The 17,851-nt window shown below is 54.5% G+C and carries 20 protein-coding genes; 8 read left to right on the top strand and 12 right to left on the bottom strand.

All coding sequences use genetic code 11. The features are described 5' to 3' along the window. Nucleotide 1: 1 nt before the first annotated feature. The 8 genes from sufD to Q0775_RS16405 all read right to left on the bottom strand — a co-directional run bounded on the left by sufD (nucleotide 2) and on the right by Q0775_RS16405 (nucleotide 6,708). A complete protein-coding gene (sufD, locus tag Q0775_RS16440) occupies nucleotides 2-1,282 on the bottom strand; it encodes a Fe-S cluster assembly protein SufD (RefSeq protein ID WP_298863403.1) in 1,281 nt (426 codons plus the stop codon). Continuing rightward, nucleotides 1,282-2,037 carry a Fe-S cluster assembly ATPase SufC gene (gene sufC / locus Q0775_RS16435; RefSeq protein WP_298863398.1) on the bottom strand — a complete coding sequence of 252 codons (756 nt, stop codon included), beginning with the start codon at nucleotides 2,035-2,037 and terminating at the stop codon, nucleotides 1,282-1,284. Before sufC ends, sufD begins: the two co-directional genes overlap by 1 nt. Before the next feature lie 55 nt (nucleotides 2,038-2,092). Next, complete coding sequence (locus Q0775_RS16430) at nucleotides 2,093-2,890, bottom strand: polysaccharide pyruvyl transferase family protein (protein ID WP_298863395.1); 798 nt, start codon at nucleotides 2,888-2,890, stop codon at nucleotides 2,093-2,095. Next, nucleotides 2,887-3,201 carry a heavy metal-binding domain-containing protein gene (locus Q0775_RS16425; RefSeq protein ID WP_298863393.1) on the bottom strand — a complete coding sequence of 105 codons (315 nt, stop codon included), beginning with the start codon at nucleotides 3,199-3,201 and terminating at the stop codon, nucleotides 2,887-2,889. Before Q0775_RS16425 ends, Q0775_RS16430 begins: the two co-directional genes overlap by 4 nt. Before the next feature lie 210 nt (nucleotides 3,202-3,411). Further along, a complete protein-coding gene (locus tag Q0775_RS16420; protein ID WP_298863391.1) occupies nucleotides 3,412-3,597 on the bottom strand; it encodes a hypothetical protein in 186 nt (61 codons plus the stop codon). Next, on the bottom strand, nucleotides 3,597-5,120 hold the full coding sequence (gene sufB, locus Q0775_RS16415; RefSeq protein WP_298863385.1) for a Fe-S cluster assembly protein SufB: 1,524 nt from the start codon (nucleotides 5,118-5,120) through the stop codon (nucleotides 3,597-3,599). The genes Q0775_RS16420 and sufB overlap by 1 nt, the downstream gene beginning before the upstream one ends. Nucleotides 5,121-5,144: 24 nt before the next feature. Then, nucleotides 5,145-6,245 (bottom strand): aminotransferase class V-fold PLP-dependent enzyme, encoded by a 1,101-nt coding sequence (locus Q0775_RS16410; protein ID WP_298863382.1) that lies wholly within the window; start codon nucleotides 6,243-6,245, stop codon nucleotides 5,145-5,147. Between the two features lie 4 nt (nucleotides 6,246-6,249). Next, complete coding sequence (locus Q0775_RS16405; protein WP_298863379.1) at nucleotides 6,250-6,708, bottom strand: Rrf2 family transcriptional regulator; 459 nt, start codon at nucleotides 6,706-6,708, stop codon at nucleotides 6,250-6,252. Between the two features lie 175 nt (nucleotides 6,709-6,883). Here Q0775_RS16405 and Q0775_RS16400 point away from each other — a divergent pair, with 175 nt between their 5' ends. From Q0775_RS16400 to Q0775_RS16380, 5 genes are all read left to right on the top strand, one after another. Then, entirely contained in the window at nucleotides 6,884-7,537 is a 654-nt protein-coding gene (locus Q0775_RS16400) for an alpha/beta hydrolase (protein ID WP_298863374.1), read from the top strand. Further along, on the top strand, nucleotides 7,537-7,779 hold the full coding sequence (locus Q0775_RS16395) for a hypothetical protein (protein ID WP_298863371.1): 243 nt from the start codon (nucleotides 7,537-7,539) through the stop codon (nucleotides 7,777-7,779). Before Q0775_RS16400 ends, Q0775_RS16395 begins: the two co-directional genes overlap by 1 nt. Then, nucleotides 7,776-8,369: an HD family hydrolase gene (locus Q0775_RS16390; RefSeq protein WP_298863367.1), complete on the top strand. Its 594-nt coding sequence runs from the start codon at nucleotides 7,776-7,778 to the stop codon at nucleotides 8,367-8,369. The genes Q0775_RS16395 and Q0775_RS16390 overlap by 4 nt, the downstream gene beginning before the upstream one ends. 86 nt (nucleotides 8,370-8,455) lie before the next feature. Then, nucleotides 8,456-9,670, top strand: coding sequence for an NADP-dependent isocitrate dehydrogenase (locus Q0775_RS16385; RefSeq protein WP_298863364.1), 1,215 nt, complete (start codon nucleotides 8,456-8,458; stop codon nucleotides 9,668-9,670). Between the two features lie 16 nt (nucleotides 9,671-9,686). Then, nucleotides 9,687-10,475 carry a hypothetical protein gene (locus tag Q0775_RS16380; RefSeq protein WP_298863361.1) on the top strand — a complete coding sequence of 263 codons (789 nt, stop codon included), beginning with the start codon at nucleotides 9,687-9,689 and terminating at the stop codon, nucleotides 10,473-10,475. 24 nt (nucleotides 10,476-10,499) lie between these two features. Here Q0775_RS16380 and Q0775_RS16375 read toward each other — a convergent pair whose 3' ends face one another. Further along, nucleotides 10,500-10,703, bottom strand: a complete 204-nt coding sequence (locus tag Q0775_RS16375; protein ID WP_298863359.1) for a DUF6356 family protein — start codon at nucleotides 10,701-10,703, stop codon at nucleotides 10,500-10,502. Nucleotides 10,704-10,813: 110 nt separating this feature from the next. On the opposite strand from Q0775_RS16375, the gene Q0775_RS16370 reads away from it, so the two are divergent. From Q0775_RS16370 to typA, 3 genes are all read left to right on the top strand, one after another. Next, entirely contained in the window at nucleotides 10,814-11,272 is a 459-nt protein-coding gene (locus tag Q0775_RS16370) for an Lrp/AsnC family transcriptional regulator (RefSeq protein WP_298863356.1), read from the top strand. 12 nt (nucleotides 11,273-11,284) lie between these two features. Then, nucleotides 11,285-11,617 (top strand): SMR family transporter, encoded by a 333-nt coding sequence (locus Q0775_RS16365; RefSeq protein ID WP_298863353.1) that lies wholly within the window; start codon nucleotides 11,285-11,287, stop codon nucleotides 11,615-11,617. Nucleotides 11,618-11,720: 103 nt separating this feature from the next. Further along, on the top strand, nucleotides 11,721-13,538 hold the full coding sequence (typA, locus tag Q0775_RS16360) for a translational GTPase TypA (RefSeq protein ID WP_298863350.1): 1,818 nt from the start codon (nucleotides 11,721-11,723) through the stop codon (nucleotides 13,536-13,538). Nucleotides 13,539-13,652: 114 nt separating this feature from the next. Here the strand turns inward: typA and Q0775_RS16355 are convergent, their stop codons facing one another. From Q0775_RS16355 to recA, 3 genes are all read right to left on the bottom strand, one after another. Then, nucleotides 13,653-13,940, bottom strand: a complete 288-nt coding sequence (locus tag Q0775_RS16355; RefSeq protein ID WP_298863347.1) for a DUF1330 domain-containing protein — start codon at nucleotides 13,938-13,940, stop codon at nucleotides 13,653-13,655. A gap of 5 nt (nucleotides 13,941-13,945) precedes the next feature. Further along, nucleotides 13,946-16,600, bottom strand: coding sequence for an alanine--tRNA ligase (alaS, locus tag Q0775_RS16350; protein WP_298863344.1), 2,655 nt, complete (start codon nucleotides 16,598-16,600; stop codon nucleotides 13,946-13,948). A gap of 149 nt (nucleotides 16,601-16,749) precedes the next feature. Continuing rightward, complete coding sequence (gene recA / locus Q0775_RS16345; RefSeq protein ID WP_298863340.1) at nucleotides 16,750-17,820, bottom strand: recombinase RecA; 1,071 nt, start codon at nucleotides 17,818-17,820, stop codon at nucleotides 16,750-16,752. Nucleotides 17,821-17,851 lie beyond the last annotated feature (31 nt).

Below are 17,851 nucleotides of genomic sequence, written 5' to 3'. Positions count from 1 at the left end.
TTTAGGTGCTGTGCCGCGTGAGCCACGCAGCAAGCCGCGCTGTCATATCTTCGCGAAGCTCTTCGTGATGGATTTCATCAACCGCTTCGGCCAAAAATGCAAGGGTGAGAAGATTGGTCGCCTCGCCTTCGGGGACGCCGCGCGAACGCAGATAAAACATCGCATCCTCGTCAATCGCGCCCGAGGTTGAGCCGTGGCTACAGGCTACATCATCGGCGTAGATCTCAAGCTCGGGTTTTGCCAGAAACTGGCTGTCGCCATCAAGGAGCAGTGATTGGCTGATCTGGTAGCCGTCTGTCTTCTGTGCGCCCGCTTTTACAAGAATTTTACCTTGAAACACACCAGTCGCACCGTTGCGCAGGACCTTTTTAAAGACCTGACGGCTTTCGCAATTTACGGCGTCATGGGTGATGAACACCGTATCATCATGCAGGAAGTCACCATCACCGACGCAAGCGCCTGCAACATTGGCAATGGCATCATCGCCCGTCAGCTCAATCACGCATTCATTGCGCGTCAACACGCCGTTCACCGTCATGGTGAAAGAGCGAAAAGCGGACTCTGTACCCAGACGGGTAAAGATATGCGTAGCGGCACGACGCTCGTGATCGCGACCCTGTGCGCGGATATGATGGAACGAGGCGCGATCGGCCACTTCCACTTCCATCACTTTATTAAAGCGCGCTGCGGCGGGACCATTCTCTAGAATTGTGACCTCAGCACCTTCATCTAGCTTAATGCAGTGGTGGAGGATCGCATCGGAACTATCTGATTTATGGTGATAAGTCAAATTTATCGGCTTGCTTGGCTTGCCCGTCACATGGATCAGGACACCGTCCGTAGCATAAGCTGTATTCAATGCGGCCAAAGGACGTGCAACGGGTGTCTGGCCCCGTGTCTCCAGAACACCGTACAGGTTTTTGGCCCAGTGCAGATCGCTGTCCGCCATCGCAAGGCGTTCGACCGTAACCCCTTCAAGGCTTAGATCATCCGAGGCTTCAGCGTCAAAGACCCCGTCCACAAAAACGATGCGCAAACGCTCAACACCATCAAACACAGGCGCTTCATCTGTTTTAAGGACCGCCGCCTTTGGCGCTTCCACTTGCGTCAGCGTATCTGGACGGGTGTATTTCCAATACTCGTCACGGCGTTGTGGCAGACCCATAGCACGAAGCCGGGCCAGTGCATCGGCACGCAGCGGAGCGACCCATGTCCCCTCCGGCATCGTCAGCGACGCGATCCGTGCTTCGGTCAGGTCGGTTTGTACAGCTAGGTCAGCCATTACACCACCTCGGCGAGGATATCTGCATAGCCGTTGTTCTCGACCTCAAGAGCTAACTCCGGCCCACCCGATTTCACGATGCGGCCATTGGCCATGATGTGCACAACGTCTGGTTTGATGTGGTCGAGCAGCCGCTGGTAGTGGGTGATCACAAGGAAACCGCGACCCTCAGAGCGTAGGGCATTAACGCCTTCGGCCACCAATTTCATCGCATCAACATCGAGACCTGAATCCGTCTCGTCTAGGATGCACATCTTTGGCTCAAGCATGGCCATCTGCAAGATTTCGTTACGCTTTTTCTCGCCACCAGAAAATCCCATGTTTACGGGACGCTTCAGCATATCGGCGTCGATCTTGAGATCTTTTGCCTTTGCACGAACCACTTTCAGGAACTCAGCGGCGGACATTTCTTCTTCGCCCCGCGCCTTGCGCTGTGCGTTCACAGCGGTACGCAGGAAGGTCATGTTGCCCACGCCGGGGATTTCAACAGGGTATTGGAATGCAAGGAAAAGGCCTGCTGCTGCACGCTCTTCTGGTTCCATATCAAGTAGGTCAACGCCCTCAAGCTCCGCAGAGCCGCCGGTGACTTCGTAGCCGCCCTTGCCAGACAACACATAAGACAATGTAGACTTTCCAGAGCCGTTTGGCCCCATGATCGCGTGTACTTTACCTGCTTCCACTTCAAGGTCGACGCCTTTGAGAATCTGCTTGTCTTCGTCTTCCAGTTTGACCTGAAGGTTTTTTATGCTCAGCATCTGAATGCTCCTTTATATTCTGTCTGGCGCGTTTGCGCTGTGTTTTGTCTGGCCGTCAGGCCGCTGATTTCAATCGCGCGGGAAAGCTCTCGCTAAGAGCTTCGCGTGCGGCGTTTATGCCATCGGAGTAGTCGATGGGAGTGCTTTTGGCAGTATTGGCCTGCGCATAGTCGAGCGGGACCATCATATCGCGCCGCCCGATGGAGGCGGCATAGTCGAGGTATTTAAGCCAGCTCTGTCCGACTGGCTTGATCCATGTATTTGGCACCCCGTAAGCATCGGCCACGATCAGACCGTGCAAGGAGGAGGCAAAGACATGCGCACAAGAAGCGATTTGCAAACAGACCTGAGCCGGTTCACCGCGTGGATCAATCAGAAGATAAGCTGGATCGGAAGCGGCAAAGGCCAGCAACTCAGGATCGGCCAACAAGGATAGATGCGGTACAATCCCAATGCGGTCCTGACGAGTACCGTCAAAAGGCAATACATTGTTGATGAGTAGGCCCGGATCGCCAAAACGCTTCATTTCGCGCTTTAGCAAAGCGGCGGTAATCGGTCCGCGCACCAGCGCCAGTTCCACGTTGCTCAGAAAGTCATGGCCGAAAATTGGGTTGAGCAATCCCGTCCCCCATACACACAGCTTTTCACCATTTTCACGTGGTTCTTTATGGGTGCGCTTTACCACTTGGATCATCGAACCAATAGCGAAAAGTTCGGCCTTACGCGGACCTGCGTGCTCAACTACACGGCCGGCCAAATGCCCCACAATCAACGGATTGATCGCGTCGCCAAAATTTGGCTCTGCCTTCCACCAATGTAGCTTAAGGGGCGTTATGTCGTTTGCGTTGCTCACCCCAGCGATACCGCCGTGCCAGAGACGGAGACCATCATCATGCTGTCGCCGATGATTTCATAGTCAATATCAACGCCAACAATTGCATCAGCCCCCTTGCCGCGCGCCTCCGCCTCAAGCTCGGCCATGGCAGCCTCCCGCGCATCACGCAGCTTATTCTCATACTGACCCGAGCGCCCGCCCACGATGTCCGTGACCCGCGCAAAGAGGTCTCGCACCACGTTTGCGCCCATGATCGCCTCCCCCACGACAATGCCGTGATAGGCTGTGATGGAGCGCCCTTCGATGGTGTTTGTGGTCGTGATGATCATAATGATGTCCGGTTCAGTAGCAGTTGAAATAGAGCGGGCAGAAAGATTGGCGTTCAATCATCAAACGGGTGATTTCAGGCTTTAGAAACGGCACTACCGTTGGATCCGCATGAGATACATCTCCCCCTGCAAGCGAAGCACTGTAGGGGCTCGTGACAATCGTGACACAAAGCCCTAAAGCTCCCAGCGTTTTCCCAAAGCCAGCCAATCTCATGACTTTCGCCCTTTGATCCAGCGGATCACCAGCCCGATAACAAAGTAGAAAACACCAAAGACCAAGGCAGACATGGCGGCCTCAAACCAGCCATCCCCAATTTCCATCCCCCAGCCCAAGCTAAAGCTTACGGCAAAGTAAACAACGATTGCGACGCCTGTTTCTTTGAGGAGTTTTTGCATTAGCCAACAGAGCCTTCGAGCGAAATCGCAACCAATGCCTGCGCCTCCATGGCAAACTCCATCGGCAGCGCCTGAAGCACGTCTTTACAGAACCCGTTGACCACCAAGGCAACCGCTTCTTCCTCATCCATCCCGCGGGAGCGGCAATAGAAAAGCTGGTCATCGTCGACCTTGGAGGTGGTAGCCTCATGCTCAACGCGGCTGGAGTTGTTCTTGACCTCGATATACGGCACCGTGTGGGCACCACATTTGTCACCAATCAGCAGGCTGTCGCACTGGGTATAGTTGCGGCTTTCTTTTGCTTTGGGGTGCATGGAGACGAGGCCGCGGTAGGTGTTCTGGGCCTTGCCTGCCGAGATACCCTTGGACACGATGCGCGACTTGGTGCGCTTGCCCAAGTGCACCATCTTGGTGCCCGTATCGGCCTGCTGCATGTTGTTGGCGATGGCGATGGAGTAAAACTCGCCTTGGCTGTCGTCGCCGCGCAGGATGCAGGACGGGTACTTCCATGTTACGGCAGAACCCGTCTCTACCTGTGTCCACATCACTTTGGCACGGTCACCACGGCAATCGGCACGCTTGGTCACGAAGTTATAGATACCGCCCTTGCCGTTCTCGTCACCGGGATACCAGTTTTGCACGGTGGAGTACTTCACCTCCGCATCTTCCTCGATGATGATCTCGACCACGGCTGCGTGCAGCTGGCTCTCGTCACGTTGCGGCGCGGTACAGCCCTCAAGGTAGGACACATAGGAGCCTTTGTCGGCAATGATCAGCGTCCGCTCGAACTGGCCCGTATTTTCCGCGTTGATGCGGAAGTACGTGGACAGTTCCATCGGGCAGCGCACACCAGGTGGCACATAGACAAAAGAGCCGTCGGAGAAGACCGCAGAGTTGAGCGTTGCATAGAAATTATCCTGCACAGGCACGACGGAGCCGAGGTATTTCTTCACAAGATCAGGGTGGTTCTTAATAGCCTCCGAGATGGAGCAGAAGATAACGCCCGCTTTGAGCAGTTCATCCTGAAATGTCGTGCCGACGGAGACGGAATCAAACACCGCATCCACAGCCACTTTGCGCGGCGCATCGGACATTTCCTCCGCCCCTTCAACACCAGCAAGGATCGCCTGTTCTTTGAGAGGGATTCCGAGCTTCTTGTAGGTCTCCAGCAGCTTGGGATCGACGTCGTCCAGTGATTTTGGTTTGACGGCCATCGACGTTGGACGGGCATAATAATACTGGTTCTGGAAATCGATCGTCGGATAATCGACCATGGCCCAATCAGGCTCACGCATCTGCTGCCAGCGTGCGTAGGCCCCCAGACGCCATTCCAGCATCCACTCAGGCTCTTCGTTCTTGGACGAAATCAGCTTTACGATGTCATCGTTCAAACCCAGCGGGGCATAATCCATCTCGATGTCAGTTGACCAACCATGTTTGTAGGCTCCGCCAACTTCGCGCACGGCATCTACTGTATCCTGATCCACACCGTCTTTTACGCCACTGTCCACGATATTATCCATGTTCATCTTCCTTGTCCGCAAGGCTCACGCCGCCCGCCTCTGGTGTTTCTCGAATTTTGCCGCCCATGCATCCGCAAACCGCAGCACATCATCTTTTGTTGTCTCTAGGCCCAACGACACTCGGATCGCGCTGGAAGCCTCGGCCTCGTTATATCCCATTGCCAACAAGACCTTGCTGGCTTTGACCTTCCCGCTGGAACACGCGGACCCAGCGGAAACCGCAAATCCCGCCAAATCCATTTGCATGACTTGCGTCTCGCCCTTCCAACCGGGGGTGAGGATGCAAGACGTGTTCGGCAGTCGGTCAACTTCATTCCCGACAAAAATAGTCTGATCTGAGGCAGACGCAATAGCGTTTTCTAGAATACTTCTAAACTGGGCCACTTCGTCCCACCTGCCTGCCGCCACGTCACGTCCTGCGGCCTGTGCCGCCGCGCCAAAACCGGCAATGCCAGTGATGTTTTCAGTGCCAGAGCGGCGGTTCATTTCCTGACCGCCACCGCGCAACATCGGCTCGGGATCATCAGTGGTGAAATTGATTAAGGCACCGATGCCTTTGGGGCCACCCATCTTGTGGGCCGACAGGATCGCATAGGAGGGCGTGACCTCTTCGTAAGTCACGGCCATCTTTCCTGCGAGTTGGGTGATATCACAGACTGTGGAGTAGCCCTCATCACTCCCTGCGACCTTGCCGTCTATGCGCAGTATACCCGTCTCGCTGTTTGCGGCGGAAATGGCGACCAGCCCCGACACATCTTTTGGGACCGCAAGTACAGGGCCATTACGATCTGTCTGTGGCGAGATTTCCTGCTCGCTCCAAACCGCTAAACAATCATGCTCGGTCGGAAGGGCCGCGAACACGCCACCGTGCCGCCCCTTTTGGGCGACAGCCAGTGCAGCAGCCTCGGTCGCACTCGACGTAAAGATAACCTGCTGCGTATTACACCCCACAAGTTCTGCTACTTGCGCCCGTGCCCGCTCCACCAGCATTTTGGCCACGCGCCCTTCGGCATGGACCGAGGATGGGTTGCCCACAATATCCATCGCGTCGATCATTGCTGCACGCGCCTCAGCACGCAGAGGCGAGGTTGCGTTGTAGTCAAGGTATGTGCGGAGGCCAGCCAAGGTACTACTCGTCCACAACGGCGAAGAGGTGCGGCACAGCAGGGCACGGCGTCATCTGGTTCTCGACCACATCGGACAGGCGCGTCTGATGCAAGAAAACGTAGACATGCGCTGACAATCCCTGCCACAGACGGTTTGTCATGGATTGCGCACGGCTGCCCGATGTGCCGCCCGACGCCCCTGCCCCTTTGTGCATGGCGCTGACGGTTTCATCGACGGCACTCAGAATATCCACTACTCGGATCTCGGAGGCAGGGCGTGCAAGCCGGTATCCGCCGCCCGGACCGCGTACAGAAGTGACCAGATCGGCGCGGCGCAGCTTTACGAACAGCTGTTCCAGATAAGGTAGCGAGACTTGCTGACGCTCTGCAATATCACCAAGCGAGACCAGATTATCGTCTGGCTGTAAGGCGATATCAGCCAGTGCAACCATGGCGTAACGCCCTTTTGTTGACAGCTTCATTTCAAATCTCTCCGGCCTGATCAGGCTTTTGTTTGACGAACGCGGACTTAATGCCTACATCGCTTGGACGCGGCCCACTTATGTGGCCTGCACATATTAGAATTGTTCTAAGGTCTCTGACTGAATTCGTCAAGAATGTCGTACGGCCCCCGAACCCTGTAAGAGAGTATTCCCCATGCCCGAGGTAATTTTTCCTGGACCCGAAGGTCGCCTTGAGGGCCGCTATCACCCGCAAAAAGAGCGGGATGCGCCGATCGCGATCATCTTGCACCCGCATCCGCAGTTTGGCGGCACGATGAACCATAAGGTTGTCTATAACCTGCATTATGCCTTCTACAAAATGGGCTTTACGGTTTTGCGGTTCAACTTCCGCGGTGTGGGCCGTAGCCAAGGCGAATATGATCAGGGTATTGGCGAGCTGTCCGATGCGGCTTCGGCACTCGATTATTTGCAGTCGATGAACAACAACTCCAAGCACTGCTGGGTTGCTGGCTTCTCCTTTGGTGCGTGGATCGGCATGCAGTTGTTGATGCGCCGTCCTGAAATCACGGGATTCATCTCGGTCGCTCCGCCGGCAAACATGTATGACTTCAGCTTCCTCGCACCCTGCCCTGCATCGGGTCTGGTGATTAACGGTACCGGCGACCGTGTGGCACCGCCTGCGGATACTGTGAACCTTGTGAACAAGCTGCATGAACAAAAAGGCATCACCATTACCCATCAGGAAATCGAGGGGGCGGGCCACTTCTTTGAAGATCCGCATATGGACACGATGATCGACAGCACAACCGAGTATGTGCGCCGTCGCCTGACAGAGAATACACGCTAATGGCTGATGATGCCGTCATCAGAATGGCCAACCAACTGGCCGAAGAATGCCTCGCTGTTCAAAAAGAGACCGGCGAGGACCGTCTGTTTATGCAGGTGGGCGATGTTTTGGGGGCTTCCTCCCAGACACTTGAAGAAGCATTCCTGACGGCAATAAGAACGCGTATGGCCGAACAAAAGGGCCGCGCATTTCTGGCCACTACGCTGAAAAAACACCGCGCGGCGGCAAAGGCCGATGAATGACGCAGCGGCTTGAGCAACAGATCGCTTTTCTCAACGAGGCGGACAAGCTCAAGTCGGTCATGCGTGCAACCGAACTTTGCGATAACTCCCGCTATGAGAATTCGGCCGAACATAGCTGGCATTTGACGCTCTATGCGTTGGTTCTCAGCGATCAGGCCGGCCCTGATGTAGATATCAACCGTGTCATCAAAATGCTGATCCTGCATGATCTGGTCGAGATTGACGCAGGCGATAACCCGATCTTTGGCGAGTTTGACGCCGCATCAGTCGAGGCGCAGGAGCAGGTTGCGGCTGATCGTATATTCGGATTGCTTCCCAATGACTTAGCGGATACTCTTCGCCCTATCTGGGAGGAATTCGAAGCTGCTCAAACCCCTTGTGCACAATTTGCCAAGTCGCTGGACCGTTTCCAGCCCCCCATGCAGAACCTACAATCTGGCGGCGGCAGTTGGATCGACTATGACGTAACAGAAGAGATGATAGCACAACGTGTCGGTGCCAAGATCAGCATTGGTGCCCCCGCGCTATGGTCATTTGCGCGGACAAAAATTGCGACCTTTTTTAAAGTGCGCCAAGCCTCTAAAAATTGAAACGGTATACGGATGTATACCACCTTTCTTTGCGGCGATAATTCGGCTAAACGCTCAGGAAATAGCCAATAGCCTAAGGATACCACATGACCAAGATCAAGGTAGCAAACCCTGTTGTCGAACTCGACGGGGACGAGATGACACGCATCATCTGGGACTTTATCAAGAAGAAGTTGATCCTGCCCTACCTCGACATTGATCTGAAATATTACGACCTCGGCATTCAGGCGCGTGACGATACGGATGATCAAATAACCATCGATTCCGCCGAAGCGATTAAAAAATACGGTGTGGGCATAAAATGTGCGACCATCACCCCTGATGAAGCCCGCGTTGAGGAATTCGGCCTCAAGAAGATGTGGCGCTCCCCCAATGGCACGATCCGCAACATCCTTGGTGGTGTGATTTTCCGTGAGCCCATTATCTGCAAAAACGTGCCGCGCCTTGTGCCCGGCTGGACCCAGCCGATTGTTGTGGGGCGTCACGCCTTTGGCGACCAGTACCGTGCGACTGATTTCAAATTCCCCGGTGCTGGTAAGCTGACAATTAAATTTGTCGGCGAAGACGGCACCGAGATCGAGCATGAAGTTTTTGACGCGCCCGATTCAGGTGTGGTGATGGCCATGTATAACCTCGATAAATCTATCATCGATTTTGCCCGTGCATCGCTTAACTACGGTTTGGTCAAAGGCTGGCCTGTGTATCTGAGCACCAAGAATACGATCCTCAAGCAATATGACGGTCGCTTCCTTGAACTGTTTCAGCAGATTTTTGACACCGAATTCAAAGAGAAATTCGAGGCCGCAGGCATCACCTACCAGCACCGCCTGATCGACGATATGGTTGCCTGCGCGATGAAGTGGAACGGCGGTTATGTCTGGGCCTGCAAGAACTATGACGGCGATGTACAGTCCGACACTGTGGCACAGGGCTTTGGCTCGCTGGGACTGATGACGTCAATCCTGATGACGCCGGATGGTAAAACGGTTGAGGCGGAGGCGGCGCATGGCACAGTCACGCGCCATTATCGCCAGCACCAGAAAGGCGAAGAGACGTCAACCAACTCTATCGCGTCTATCTTTGCTTGGACAGGTGGTCTCAAGCATCGCGGCAAGCTGGACGATAACACAGCGCTCATCAATTTTGCCGAGACGTTGGAAAAAGTTGTGGTTGGCACGGTTGAGGATGGTCACATGACCAAAGACCTCGCCCTGCTGGTTGGTCCCGACCAAGGTTGGCTTACGACAATGGGCTTTTTGGAGAAGGTCGATGCAAACTTGAATGCCGCCTTGAAGGGGTAAGGAATTCCCCCATTGCGTGAAGTTCTCAACATCTCAAAGATGGCCACATGCAACCGCGTGTGGCCTTTTTTGTGCGTTGGTGTTCATTTTAGCGAAGGAATTTTTACCCATGAAAGATTTAGATCAATCGAAAATTGCTGCGATGTTTGCAGATGGATTGGCGCAATCAATTGCGGCGATGCCCTATTTGATAAGCTATATGGCCCATGCGGGCATGGATCCCAAATCGGATCGGGTGGACATTGCGTTTGATGGTATTTCCCGACTGCGAGGGCTTGATGAGGAGACGGCACATCTTGCTCGTGCGATAAGTTTTGCGTTGGCCGAAACCCGTGAGGAAAAGACGGATATTCGAAAAATCGATAAAGATGTCGATACTGGTGCACTGGTTCATGCAATTGAAATACATCCATTTTTCAAAAAAGATGCAAAAGACCGCAAAGCTTCTCAGTCAGACACATCCGGCCAAGATAGAGCACCAATGTCTGATGGGCATTCAATTTTTGACATTGGCGCGAACCTTCTGGACCTGCTCGACGCGGTCACAAGAGGAGCGGCAGACGGTGCCGTGTCAAGCAGCGCTGCTGCAGCCGCCGAAGCGTTTCTGTTCAGGAAACCAAACCCATATTCATTGATCGCGGGAGCGGCAGTGCGTAGCGGTGCGGTCGGTGGCTGGATCGCTGGTTATAAGCACATGAAGCACTTCTTCATAACCGACATCTGGGATGGTACGATCCACGGACCGAATGATCCCAATGGTCCGATTGGCCCGCAAAGCGGTCTTCCCGAAGGTGAAAAAATGTGACCTCACTATGCCAAGGCGATGCGCTCAGCCCCGATTGTTTGTCTTGGCATAAAGCTCTGCGATAATTTTGCTTGCTGTCTTCTCGAACATGCACGGGACGAAGGCATGCACAAGCACTGCACCGCCAGCTAGAAACAGCTTGGCTGAGAACTTGCCAGCAAAGGCCATATGCTCAAAGAATGTCTCATCTACTTTGGCGGGGTGGTCGAGGAAAATACGGTTGATCATGCTTGCTCCTGTTCGCTTTCAGGCATCATAACTAACCGTATGTGAAATGCTGTCCCAAAGTTATGATATTATTGCTTGATATTGGGAGGATATCCCACGAATATCACCTCATGCATGATATTGATACAATTGACCGCAAAATACTGAGCGCTTTGCAGCGTGATGCGGCGCAATCGCTGGATATATTGGGGGCCGAAGTTGGTTTGTCGCGCAACGCCTGTTGGCGCCGTGTGCGGATGCTGGAACAGGCTGGCGTGATCACGGGGCGTGTTGCAACTGTTGATGCTGCTATACTGGGCTTGAGCCTCACCGTGTTCATGCAGGTCCGCACAAATGCCCATGCACCCGATTGGCTCAAAAGATTTTCGGATGCGACAAAAGCGATGCCTGAAATTCAGGGCGTCTACCGAATGAGTGGTGATCTTGACTATCTCATTCGTGCAAGGGTGGCTGATATGGCGGGATATGATAGGCTTTATCAACGCCTGATCGCCCGTGTGCCCCTCTCTGATGTTTCGGCGAGTTTCGTGATGGAAGAGATCAAGGAAACCGCGCAACTGCCTTTGTGAAAGACTGCCCCTATGCCCGTTTATGTGATCCTCGCGCTTGCTGTTGTGTTTGAAACCATGGGGACCACCGCCCTCAAAGCGAGCGAACAATTCACCCGCTTGGGGCCGTCGGTCATGGTCGTGCTGGCATACGGTGTATCCTTTTATCTGCTCTCCATTACGCTGAAAACCATCCCCGTTGGGGTGGTCTATGCCTTGTGGAGCGGACTTGGCATCATTTCAATCGCTACAATCGGCTGGTTCGTATTTGGTCAAAAACTCGATCTGGCAGCGATTGTCGGTATGATTATGATCGTGGGCGGCATTGCCGTAATCCACCTCTTTTCGACCACAGCACCACACTAGGCGGGCATAAACCGCCCAGCTTAACCTCGGAGGGGTTTTTCACTGGCCTTTAGCGCGGATGCACGTTAGAGGCCGCTCAACTCCCTGAGATAAGGTATTCGAAATGGATCTGCGTAACATCGCAATTATTGCACACGTTGACCACGGCAAGACGACGCTGGTGGACGAACTCTTGAAACAAGCGGGTACATACCGCGAAAACCAGGCGACAACCGAGCGCGCCATGGACAGCAACGATCTGGAGCGCGAGCGTGGCATCACCATCTTTGCCAAGCCGACTTCCGTTGTCTGGAACAACACACGTATCAACATCGTGGACACCCCCGGTCACGCCGACTTTGGTGGCGAAGTCGAGCGGATCTTGTCGATGGTCGACGGGGTTGTTCTTCTGGTGGATGCGGCCGAAGGCCCAATGCCACAGACGAAATTCGTGACCTCCAAGGCGTTAAAGCTTGGCCTGCGTCCCATTGTTGTCATCAACAAAGTGGATAAGCCCGACGGTGAGCCTGACCGCGCCCTCGACGAATGTTTTGATTTGTTTGCAAACCTCGATGCGACTGACGACCAGCTTGATTTCCCGACCATGTACGCCTCTGGCCGTGCCGGTTGGGCTGATATGGAACTTGACGGTCCACGCAAAGACCTCTCGGCGCTGTTCGAGCTCATCCTGTCCCACGTTCCTGCCCCCAAGCAGATTGCGGATACGGACAAGCCATTCACCATGCTGGCTACTACACTAGGCGGCGATCCGTTCCTTGGTCGGCTTCTGACGGGCCGCGTCGAGACTGGCACGCTCAAAGCAGGCCAGACCATCAAAGCGATGTCACGCGACGGCAAGCTGATTGAGAACTTCCGCTGTACCAAGATCCTTGCATTCCGCGGTTTGGACCAAACAGCGATCGAGACAGCCGAAGCTGGCGATATCGTTTCCATCGCGGGAATGACCAAAGCGACTGTGGCTGACACGCTGGCCGAGCAGTCTGTTGTAGACGCGATCCCCGCACAGCCGATTGACCCGCCTACGATCACTGTGACCTTTGGTATCAACGACAGCCCGCTCGCAGGTCGTGACGGTAAAAAAGTACAGTCTCGTGTCATTCGTGACCGTCTGCACAAAGAAGCAGAATCCAACGTGGCAATCAAAATTTCCGATACGCCTGGTGGTGAAGCGTTTGAAGTAGCAGGTCGTGGCGAACTTCAGATGGGTGTTCTGATCGAGAACATGCGCCGTGAAGGGTTCGAGCTGTCAATCTCGCGTCCGCAGGTCTTGTTCCGCGACATCGACGGTGTGCGTCATGAGCCAATCGAAGAAGCCACCATCGACGTTGATGACGAGTACTCCGGTGCCGTAATCGAAAAGCTGACAGGCGCACGCAAAGGCGAACTGGTCGAGATGAAACCCGCAGGCGCAGGCAAAACCCGCATCGTGGCCCACGTGCCCTCACGCGGCCTGATCGGCTATCATGGCGAATTCCTGACTGACACGCGCGGCACAGGCGTTCTGAACCGTGTGTTCCACGATTGGGCGCCGCACAAAGGACCAATTCCTGGCCGCCGTGCTGGTGTTCTGATCTCCATGGAAAACGGTGTTGCTGTATCTTACGCGCTCTGGAAACTTGAAGACCGTGGTCGCTTCTTTATCGGCGCACAGACTGATGTTTACCAAGGGATGGTGATCGGTGAACACAGCCGCGAGAACGATCTCGAAGTGAACCCGTTGAAGGGCAAGCAGCTTACCAACGTACGGGCTTCCGGTACAGATGAAGCCGTGCGTTTGACAACTCCGATCACGCTGAGCCTTGAAGAAGCGATTGCCTATATCGACGATGACGAGCTGGTTGAAGTGACGCCAAACGCAATTCGTCTGCGCAAGCGCTATCTTGACCCGCATGAGCGTAAGCGCATGTCAAAATCAAGCTGATTGTATCAGGCTTTGAACGAAAAAAGGGCGCTCTGTACTGGAGCGCCCTTTTTTTATGTTGTTCGTGGCTGCGCCGCGTTGGTTCAAGATGCAAAATGAAGCAGCTGCGTCCGGCTATTCGTTTGTCTCAATAATCATCAGCTCACGCTCTGATGCGCCCGTGGCGAACTTAAGAGCAGCCTGATATGCAGCGGAGTGATAGCACCGCTCCGCCGTCTCCACGTCTGGAAAGCGTGCGACAACATTGCGGGGCCGCTCCTTCCCTTCAAGCTGAACAAAGCGGCCACCACGCGCGATAAATTCACCGCCGTGGTCGGCAATGGCGACAGTCGCGCCTGCAGCATATTTCTTATACGCTTCCTCATCGGTCACGGTGACGTGGGCAATCCAAAGAGCTGACATCGGGCTTATCCTTTCAAAACGGCTTCTGCGGCTGCAATCGCGGCATCTGCATTCTCGGCGGAGGCACCGCCCCCTTGGGCCATGTCAGGACGACCACCGCCCCCTTTGCCGCCCAATTCTGCGACAGCGGCCCGCAGAATATCAACCGCAGAGAGATTGTCCTTGAGGTCATCGGTCACGCCAGCAGCTACAGCAGCTTTGCCTCCCGTATCTGCAATGAGCAACACCGCGCCAGAGCCGATACGGGCCTTATGTTCGTCCACCAACGCGGGGAGGTCTTTACCAGTGACACCTGTCAGGGTTTGCGCATGGAAGTTGATACCGTTGACCTGACGCGCCTCGGGTGTGTTCGCGCCGCCTGACATCGCCAATTCACGGCGTAGCTGTGCGACTTCGTTGGCAAGGTTGCGGCGCTCTTCCATAAGGGCGCGGACACGATCGGGAACCGATGAAGCAGGGCTCTTCAGTTCCAAAGCAGTTTGGCCCAATAAGGCGTCCTGACTGCGCAGATGGCCGATCGCGGCCTCACCCGTGAGCGCCTCAATACGCCGCACACCTGCACTGCTTGCGCTATCGCCAAGCAGGACAAATGCGCCGATATCGCCTGTGCGCGATACATGCGTGCCGCCACAAAGTTCAATCGAGTAGGTGCTCTGGTCCATCCCTCGGCCTGAGCCGGATTGACGACCCATGGAAACAACACGCACCTCATCGCCATATTTTTCGCCAAAGAGTGCTTGAGCGCCAAGCTCGCGGGCGTCATCAGGGGTCATAATCCGAGTCTCAACTGCGCTGTTCTGGCGGATGTAGCTGTTTACCTCGGCTTCCACCTTTTGCATATCTTCTACGCTGACAGACTCGTTATGGCTGAAATCAAAGCGCAAACGGTCAGCGGCGTTCAACGAGCCACGCTGTGCTACATGATCACCCAACGCATGACGAAGCGCCTCGTGAAGCAGGTGTGTTGCAGAGTGGTTCGCCCGAATGGCAGTACGGCGTGCATGATCCACATCAAGAACGGCTGATTGGGTGTTGGTAATGCTTCCTTTTTTAACTTTTCCTATGTGGATAAAGACACCAGCCGCCTTGCGTGTGTCGGTGATGCGTGCGGTGCCAGTATCGGTGCGAATGATACCGGTGTCACCCAGCTGACCACCGCTTTCGGCATAGAACGGGGTCTGGTTCAATGCGATCTGGACCTCTTCACCCTCCTGCACCTCTGCCACAGTTTTTCCATCCTGTACCAAGGCAGCTATCTTGCCTTCGGCTGTCTCGGTATCATATCCAAGAAACTCGGTTACGCCCGCCTTCTCGGCGACGTCAAACCACACTGTCGCATCCGCAGCTTCGCCCGAACCGGACCACGCGGCGCGTGCTTTTGCTTTCTGCTCCGCCATAGCGGTGTTGAAGCCTTCGGTGTCGACTGTGCGCCCCTTTTCACGCAGTGCATCTTGAGTCAAATCGAGAGGAAAGCCGAACGTATCATAAAGCTTGAAGGCTGCCGCACCGGGAAGTTCGGCGCCTTCTGGAAGCGAAATTAATTCATCGTCCAGCAGCTTCAAACCTCGATCCAACGTCTGGCGGAAACGGGTTTCCTCTTGCAGCAAGGTCTGCTCTATCATGCTTTGAGCCTGACCCAGTTCGGGATAAGCCTGACCCATTTGAGCGACCAGCGACGGCACCAGACGGTGCATCAACGGGTCCTGTGCGCCCAATAAATGCGCATGGCGCATTGCGCGGCGCATGATCCGGCGCAAGACATAGCCGCGCCCATCGTTACTGGGCATCACGCCATCGGCCATCAGGAAAGAGGTCGAGCGTAGGTGATCCGCGATCACACGGTGGTGTGTCTTGCCGGGTCCGTCGGGATCGCTGCTGGTTGCATTGGCTGAAGCCTCGATCAGACTGCGCATAAGGTCAGTTGCGTAGTTGTCGTTTGTCCCCTGCAAGAGTGCAGCGACACGCTCTATTCCCATGCCAGTATCGATGGATTTGTTCGGCAGGTCGCGGCGTGTCCCATCCTCGAACTGCTCATACTGCATGAAAACAAGGTTCCATATTTCCACAAACCTGTCGCCGTCTTCATCAGCAGAGCCGGGAGGGCCGCCCCAGATGTGATCGCCGTGATCATAGAAAATCTCGGTGCATGGACCGCAGGGACCTGTTGGGCCAGCTGACCAGAAGTTATCATCCGTGGCGATGCGAATGATACGATCGTCGCTCAGGCCCGCGTGTTTCTTCCAGATTTCGACGGCCTCGTCGTCGGTGTGATATACAGTGACCAATAGGCGCGTTTCATCTATGCCAAACACTTTGGTCAGCAAATCCCAGGCCAGCGGTATCGCTTCTTCTTTGAAGTAGTCTCCAAAGCTGAAATTGCCTAGCATTTCAAAGAATGTATGGTGGCGCGCGGTGTAGCCTACATTGTCGAGGTCGTTATGTTTGCCCCCTGCACGGACGCATTTCTGGGCCGTCGTTGCGCGGGTATAGTCCCGAGTTTCAACCCCGGTAAAAAGGTTCTTGAATTGCACCATTCCGGCAGCTGTAAACATAAGTGTTGGATCATTGCGCGGGACTAGCGGGCTCGAAGGGACAATCGCGTGCCCATTGCTCGCGTAATAGTTCAAAAAGCTTGAGCGGATTTCGTTAAGCGTTTGCATGATGTCCGTCCTTTGGGCACGCGAAAATACCCTTGTGAGATAGCGTTGGCATAAGGTGCTGTCCACAGGCTCTGCATGAAAAAAGGGCGCACACCTTACGGCATACCCCCTTTTTATTATCTATTTCGCGATTGTTGCCAGATGGGCAATCAATCATCCAGAATGTCAGGATCATCCTTATCGGCGGAGCCCGCAAAATCGAGGCCATGTGCCGCACGGATTTTGTCTTCTATGTCATGTGCCATTTCAGGATTGTCGCGCAAATAGGCTTTTGCGTTAATGCGGCCTTGTCCGATCCGCTCGTCTCCATAGGAGAACCAGCTACCAGACTTGTCCACGATTCCGCCAGCAACACCCATGTCCAAAAGCTCGCCCATTTTCGAGATGCCCTCGCCATACATGATTTCAAACTCGACCTGCTTGAAGGGAGGCGCGACCTTGTTTTTCACAATCTTGACTTTGGTCTGGTTGCCCACAATTTCGTCGCGGTCTTTGATTGAACCAATACGGCGAATATCAAGTCGTACGGAGGAGTAGAATTTCAACGCATTACCGCCGGTTGTCGTCTCGGGAGAGCCGAACATAACGCCGATTTTCATTCTGATCTGGTTGATGAAAATAACCATACAATTGGATTTTGAGATAGAGCCTGTGAGTTTGCGCATGGCCTTGCTCATGAGGCGGGCCTGTACACCAACGGAACTGTCGCCCATCTCACCTTCAAGTTCGGACTTGGGTGTGAGCGCTGCAACCGAATCCACAATCACCATGTTCACAGCACCAGAGCGGACCAGCGTGTCTGTTATCTCAAGAGCTTGCTCACCCGTGTCAGGCTGCGAAATCAACAGCTCGTCAATGTCCACGCCCAACTTCTTGGCGTATTGCGGATCAAGGGCGTGCTCGGCGTCTACAAAAGCGCAAACACCGCCAGCCTTTTGCTGCTCCGCCACGCAATGCAATGTCAGTGTTGTTTTACCTGAGGATTCAGGACCATAAATCTCGATGATCCGCCCCATTGGCAGACCACCGATGCCGAGGGCGATATCAAGCCCCAAAGATCCAGTGGAGGATGCCGTGATATCTTGGACCGCACCTTCGGCACCTAGCTTCATAATGGAGCCTTTGCCGAACTGCCGTTCAATTTGCGCCAGAGCGCTATCGAGCGCCTTTTGCTTGTCTGCCGATTTCTTATCCATATTCAAAAGATCTGCCGTTGCCATTGGGGTTCGTCCCTTACTGTCACAGGGTGAA

The sequence above is a fragment of the uncultured Sulfitobacter sp. genome (assembly GCF_947499945.1).
Lineage (GTDB): Bacteria > Pseudomonadota > Alphaproteobacteria > Rhodobacterales > Rhodobacteraceae > Sulfitobacter.
Note: the sequence above shows the minus strand (reverse complement) of the source record. Positions and strands in the feature narration are given on the sequence as shown.